Raw genomic sequence first — 5993 nt, forward strand, 5'->3', positions numbered from 1 at the left:
CTCGCGGACCACGCGCCGGACCTCCTCGAAGGCGCCCTGGCGGAAGAACCATGGGACTCACTCCGAGAGCGTATCGCTGCCGCTCAGGTGTGCTGATTTGAGGGGATCCGTCAGGCCGAGCCCACAACCTGCTTCACGCGGAGAGCACCTTCGGGCGCGAGCACATGGATCGCTTCCGCCGCGACGCGGGCGATAGGCCATCGACACTCTCGCGCGCTGGCGCGGTGCCCCTGCGTCCCGGGATGCAGCTGGGCATGTGGGCGCCCTGATTCGCGGCCGCGACGGAGCTGGCCGAACCTCCGGCGAACCGGGGTTGAACTCGCAATGGCCGCGCGGCTAGAGCGTCGACTCGCCGCTCGCGTACTTCCGGGCTTCCGAACCCCTGCGCCCCCGCCGGTGACGCTCACCGCTCTGCCGCCCGCAGTGCTCCGCCCGGAGCGTTCCCGGCGCGCGCGTGCTGACCCGTCGATGCCCAGCCGGAGCGCGCGGTGCGCCGCTCGGCCGACCGAAGCCGCTCCCTCGGTTAGAGCAGCCGAAAATGTGTTCGAATCCTGAGACTGCCTCCGTACGCCGCAGGCGCGAGGAGCGAGGACGCCCGCCGCAGGCCCGGTATCGTTCGCCGACGTGGAAAGGCCCGGGCCGCGCTTGGCGCGGCCCGGGCCGAGGATCAGCTCACGTTACGTGCCGTGGTGGCACGCCGCGCACATGTTGTTGTTCCGGCGGTCGTCGTCGTCGTGCTTGCGGAGGAACGTCCGCGGGTGCGGGTTCCCGCCCGCGCCGCCGACCTGGTGGCAGAGCACGCAGACCGAGTCGGCGCCCTGGTCGTGGCAGGCGGCGCAGCTCGAGATGTCGCGGCGGGCGGCGTCGCCGTGGAAGTTCCCGCTCGCGCGGTCGTTCGCCCAGCCGGCCTTCTCGTGCGTCGCGGGGACCCGCGAGCCGCTGAAGAGCTTCGTCAGGTTCTGCTGCTCGTGGCAGGACTCGCAGTACTTCTTGCCGTGGCAGCGCGAGCAGCTCGCCGGATCCTGGGCGGCCTCGATCATGTGGCGCGAGACGTAGTCACCGCGGTGGATGAAGTCCCGCTTCACCTCCTCGGGGAAGATGATCGAGGGGCGGGCGGCCGCCGTGGTGGGCGAGTGGCACTGCGAGCAGTAGGTCTGGTCGTGGCACTGCGCGCAGCTCTCCGCGCTCGGGCGCGCGAGCGGACCGTGGAGCCGGAGCCAGTCGCCCTTGTGCGCGTACGCGCGCTCGGGGAAGTAGCCCTTCAGGTCCACGTGGCAGGGCCGGCAGCGGCCCTCGTTGAAGTCGGTCTGGTGCTTGTGACAGGAGGTGCAGATGTCCATCGGCGGCGACCAGAACGGCTCACCGGCCTCCGGGAGCTTCTTGTGGCAGGTGTCGCACTTCCCCTTCACCGCGGCCTGGCCGAGGTGCTTGGCGTGCGAGAAGCTGAGGCGCGGCTCGATCGCGGCGGGCTTCGGCGCGGTCTTGTCCTCGTGACACTCCTTGCACTTGTCGGTGGCGGGGAGGTGCCGCTGGGTGAGCGAGGTCGCCTTGTCGATCCCGGCGTGGCAGTCAGTGCACTCGATGCCCTGATCCACGTGGATCGAGTGCACGAACTCGGTCTCGGGCCGCTGGGCCTTCTCGTCCTTCTCGACGTTCTTCGCCTTGGCGCTGCAGCCCGCGGCGACGAGCGCGGCCGCGAGGACGACGGGGAGCGTGCGGTTCATTAGCGCACCTCCCGGATGCGGTAGGTCTGGTTGTAAACGAGCTTCGCCATGACGTCGTACGTCTGCTCCAGGAAGGGGGTCATGCCGGCGCGCCCCGCGACGACGGCGCTGAAGCCCTTGGCGAGCTCGACGCCCGCCGTGAGCGTGCCGGAGATCGAGTAGTCCTCGCCGTTCACCTGCTCGCGGAAGAAGTGACCGAGCACGTCCGCCGCGGCGAAGAACTTGCCGAAGTCCTGGCGACCGAAGAGCCGGCCGCCGACGTACCCGTTCTCGAGGGCGTCCAGGTAGAACACCTCGGCGCCGGCGGCGGTCTCGCCGCGCTCCCAGTCGAGGCTTCCCTGGACCAGGTGGCCGTAGTAGTCGCCGTCCTCGCCGGGCTCGATGGCGAGGTGGTAGTCGGCCCCGACCTCGAGCCCGTGCTGGAGCTCGTAGCGGACGCCGCCGCCGATGTCGTTGCGGCGCTCGGTCGAGAAGACGGACAGGATCGAGTTCCGCGCCAGGAAGAGGTCCGGCGCGGTGAAGCGCCAGTCGGCCGTGAGGTGCAGCCGCGGCTTCACCGACCAGCTCACCGCCGCGTTCCCCTCGGAGAACCGCTCGTCGTAGAGGCTGTAGGAGCCGAAGCCGGAGAGGGTGAGGTTCTTCGCCAGCGGCTGGAGGCGGAAGTCCGCCCCGACCTCCTGGCGGACGGGGTCGCCGCCGTCCTCGACGAAGTTCGCCGAGGCGCCGACGTCGAGGCCGCGCCCCGCGTAGCCCGGGATGGGGACGAAGACCGCCGCGCGCCCGCCGTAGGCGAGATCGCCCGCGACCGGGTTCCAGCTGCGGACGCCGCTGCGCGTGCCGAACCGCTGCGACACCGGCGCGCCGGCATAGCCGGAGAGGCGGAGGCCGAAGGGCAGCGTCACGATCGCCTCGCCGCCGTCGAGCTGGATCATCCGCGCGACGCCGGTCATGACGTGCGTCCGGCCGAGCCGGAGCGTCAGCGCGTCGCCGAGCAGGCGGCCCGAGAGGTAGCCCGTCATGACGTCGCCGGTCAGGTCCGAGCCCGTCCCGTTGTCCCAGCGCCGATCCGCGAGCTCGTACGAGCCCCAGGTCGAGACGACGAGCTGCAGGTCCTTCGCGATCGGGTTCGTCACGCCGCGCGCGGCGATGTTGAGGATCTCGTACGCGGGGGCGACGGTGACGAGCTCGGGCTTCTCACCCGGCACGCCGCCGCGCGTCTGCTCACCCACGGTGAGGAGCGTGGTCGAGGTCACCTCGACCGTGTCTGCCCGCACCGCGGGGCCGGCGAGGATCGCCAGTCCGAGGGCGATGACTGGTGTGATGTTGCGCATCAGGAGCTCACCTCGAGCGTGGGTGCGTCGCGGCAAGGCTCGGCGGAGGCGCCGGCCAACGGCCGCGGAGTTCCGCGGACGATGACACAGGGTGCTTCGCTCAATCTTGTCGAAGATCATTTACACCCCGGAAACCTCCGTTGCGGTACGGGATTTCCATCGCCGGGGGCGGGCGTCTGCGCGGGTGGACGGAGCGTGAAGCCGGCGCCCTGCCGGCCCCCGATTATGATGTGACGATGCGCCGCGCTCTCGTGCTCCTCGCTCTCCTCGCCACGGCCTGCGCCGGAGGGCGCACCGTCCAGCGCTCCCCCCTGATCGGCCAGCGCGCGGAGCTCGCCGCGGAGGACCTGGCGGGGCGGGAGGTGCGGGTCCCGGCCGACTCGGCCGGGAAGGTGCGGATCATCGACTTCTGGGCGAGCTGGTGCGAGCCGTGCCGCGAGCAGCTCCCCCTCCTCGACCGGCTCGCCCGCGACTACGGCTCACGGGGGCTCGCCGTGTACGGCGTCGCCTTCGACGAGGACCGCGCGATGGTGGAGGCGTTCCTCTCGGCGACCCCGGTGTCGTTCCCCATCCTGTGGGACCGCGGCGGGGGCCGCCTCTCGGCGCCGTTCTCGATCAGCCGGTTGCCGACGACCCTCCTCGTGGACCGCGCCGGGGTCGTCCGCTTCGTCCACCTGGGATACGACGTGGCGGAGGGGCGAAAGCTGGAGGGCGAGGTCCGCGAGCTCCTCGGGGAGTGACCGTCAGGAGCGGGTTTCCGGAGAAGGCGGCACGGGCGCCGGCACGAGCGAGAACCGCACCCGCTCCCGCTCGCGCTCGACCTCGCCCGCGTCGGCGGGCGACTCGCGCAGCCAGTACGCCATCTCGTCCGCCTCCCACGTGTACGGCTCGCCGTCCATGAGCACCCGCCCCTCGGCGACCGCGTTCGTCGCCTCGAGGAGCGGCACGTCGGCGAGGTCCCGGATGAGCGCGTCGAAGCGGCCCTGCCGCTCGGGGTCGATGAAGGCGAACGCGTAGCGGGCGGCGTAGGCGGTGTGGAAATAGGCCGGCCGGAACACGACCCCGCCGAGGCCGAGCCGGACCGCCATGCGCGCGAGCATCGTGCCCGCCTCGCGCGCGAGCCCGAGGCCCGGGACGTCCTGGCCGGGGAGGCGCGGCCGGCGCTCGCTGAACTGCGCGCGCGGGTTCCGCAGCGAGAGCCAGTGGACGTACAGGACCTCCACGCCGAGGACCCGCCTGCGCTCGAGGACGATCTCCACGAGCACGTGCTCCTGGGCCTCCGACTCGCCGTACACGCGGATCCGCTCGCCGAGGCCGGTGGAGTCGAACGTGACGCGGAACTGCCGGTACCCGAGCCGCTCGAGCTGAGCGAGGATCCCGTAGCGGAAGAGCGCGTGCTCCATCCCGGAGGCGGTGTAGAAGCCGAGCAGGAGCCGCTGCCGGTGCGGCCGGATCCCGAGCGCCTCCTCGAGGTCGTCGGCGGTGAGCTCGCCCTGTTCGGTGAGCTCGCCCGGCGACATCTCGTGGGACAGCACCGTGAAGCGCGCGCCGAGGGGGTCGTAGTCGGCGGGGATGGGCTCGGAGGAGCCCGCCGCGAGGGCCATGCCCGTCCCGCCGAGCACGCGCCAGGCGAGGCTGGAGTAGCCGCCGGCGGGCAGCCACACCGTCGGGACCCCGTCGAGCTCCGTCGCCACGAGGAGATCGCGCTCGCGGGCCCCCTCGAGCGTGAGCCCGAGCTTCCCGAAGCGATCCCCCTGCAGCACGTCGCCCCCCGCGAGCACGAACGCGAGCTGCGGGCGCGGCATCCGCTCGAGGAGGGCGGTGAGCGCCTCGAGGTACGCCGCGTCGCCGGCTCCCTCCGGCAGGACCGTCTCGTCCACGTCCTCGAGCGGGCCCCAGTCGGATCCGGAGATGGAGCCGATCCAGCGGTCGCGGTCCCGGGCCAGGCAGGCGGCGATCCCGTCGGGCGGGTGGGCGTCGAGATCGAGCACCGCGACGCGCGCCGAGAAGCCGTCCTCGCGCAGCGCCGCCACCGCGACGGCCACGTCGTTCACCGGGCAGAAGCCGCCCGCCGCGCCGGGGGCGGCGTGATGGAACCCGCCGAGCAGGTTCAGGGCGGGGTGCTTCGTCCGGAGCGTCTCTCGCGCCGCGGCCAGGGTGGCGCCGCAGGCGAGGCGGATGGTGGTCATGACCTCGTCCACCGGCACGTCGGAGGGGTCCACCGCGAAGATGTGGGCCATGGTCGCGGGCCGCCCGAGCGACTCGAGCAGCTCGGGCGTGTGGACGCGGGCGAGGTCGTCGTAGGCGATGCGGCGGGGCGCGTGCACCGCGCTCGCGGGCACGGCGCCGCACTCGCGCAGCCACCACATGACGAAGTCGGCGCGGCGCGGCTCCATCCCCGCGCCGACCTCGAGCCCGGACAGCGGCAGGCGGTACCGCGGGTCGTACCAGACGCTCACGTCCCGGCGGTGAAGCCAGGAGCGGAGCCGGTAGAGGAGGGTGCGGGCCCGCAGCAAGGGCTACCGGTGGCCCGGCGGCGCGAACGGCGGCTCGCCGCCTCCCCTCGGCACGTCGGCGCCGAGCTTCGCGCGCGAGGCGCGGCCGGCCCGGGCCGCGAGCCACCAGCCGATGGCCGTCTCGAAGGCGATCCAGGCGATGGCGATCCAGGCCGCCCGCAGGAGGAGCCCGAGCGCGCTGGCGCAGCGGGCGTACTGCTCGTCGAAGGTGCGCGCGTCGGTCAGGAACGGCGTCGCACGGACCGTGTACCCGACGATGAAGACGAGGAAGATCGAGCGCAGGATCGCGAGGAGCTTGAGCATGCCCCGAGTGTAGCGCAGCGCGGGCCCGCGGTCCGGAACGTGGCGCGGGGCCCCCCCGGGGGGGGGGGGCCCCGCGCCCGGCGCGGCAGGGGGGGCAAAAACCCGGCCGCGAGCCGGGC

General features: G+C 72.8%; 5 protein-coding genes. 1 reads left to right on the forward strand and 4 read right to left on the reverse strand.

Going from position 1 to position 5993, the window contains the following annotated elements; translation table 11 throughout:
- Nucleotides 1–677 precede the first annotated feature (677 nt).
- Together MNZ29_RS15710 and MNZ29_RS15715 are read right to left on the reverse strand one after the other, a co-directional pair.
- Nucleotides 678–1724 carry a cytochrome c3 family protein gene (locus tag MNZ29_RS15710; RefSeq protein WP_242355833.1) on the reverse strand — a complete coding sequence of 349 codons (1047 nt, stop codon included), beginning with the start codon at nucleotides 1722–1724 and terminating at the stop codon, nucleotides 678–680.
- Nucleotides 1724–3055 carry a hypothetical protein gene (locus tag MNZ29_RS15715; protein ID WP_242341108.1) on the reverse strand — a complete coding sequence of 444 codons (1332 nt, stop codon included), beginning with the start codon at nucleotides 3053–3055 and terminating at the stop codon, nucleotides 1724–1726. Before MNZ29_RS15715 ends, MNZ29_RS15710 begins: the two co-directional genes overlap by 1 nt.
- Before the next feature lie 236 nt (nucleotides 3056–3291).
- Here MNZ29_RS15715 and MNZ29_RS15720 point away from each other — a divergent pair, with 236 nt between their 5' ends.
- Nucleotides 3292–3795 (forward strand): TlpA disulfide reductase family protein, encoded by a 504-nt coding sequence (locus tag MNZ29_RS15720; protein WP_242355835.1) that lies wholly within the window; start codon nucleotides 3292–3294, stop codon nucleotides 3793–3795.
- Nucleotides 3796–3798: 3 nt separating this feature from the next.
- On the opposite strand, the gene MNZ29_RS15725 is transcribed toward MNZ29_RS15720, so the two are convergent.
- Complete coding sequence (locus MNZ29_RS15725; protein WP_242355837.1) at nucleotides 3799–5571, reverse strand: histone deacetylase; 1773 nt, start codon at nucleotides 5569–5571, stop codon at nucleotides 3799–3801.
- A 3-nt stretch (nucleotides 5572–5574) separates the two neighbouring features.
- Nucleotides 5575–5874, reverse strand: coding sequence for a hypothetical protein (locus MNZ29_RS15730; protein WP_242355839.1), 300 nt, complete (start codon nucleotides 5872–5874; stop codon nucleotides 5575–5577).
- Between the last annotated feature and the right edge of the window lie 119 nt (nucleotides 5875–5993).

This window comes from Anaeromyxobacter sp. SG64 (assembly GCF_022690745.1).
Lineage (GTDB): Bacteria > Myxococcota > Myxococcia > Myxococcales > Anaeromyxobacteraceae > Anaeromyxobacter > Anaeromyxobacter soli.

Bases quoted from the DNA above. Each gene is read 5' to 3' on its own strand.
- MNZ29_RS15710 (WP_242355833.1), bottom strand. From the start codon at position 1,724: ATGAACCGCACGCTCCCCGTCGTCCTCGCGGCCGCGCTCGTCGCCGCG.
- MNZ29_RS15715 (WP_242341108.1), bottom strand. From the start codon at position 3,055: ATGCGCAACATCACACCAGTCATCGCCCTCGGACTGGCGATCCTCGCC.
- MNZ29_RS15720 (WP_242355835.1), top strand. From the start codon at position 3,292: ATGCGCCGCGCTCTCGTGCTCCTCGCTCTCCTCGCCACGGCCTGCGCC.
- MNZ29_RS15730 (WP_242355839.1), bottom strand. From the start codon at position 5,874: ATGCTCAAGCTCCTCGCGATCCTGCGCTCGATCTTCCTCGTCTTCATC.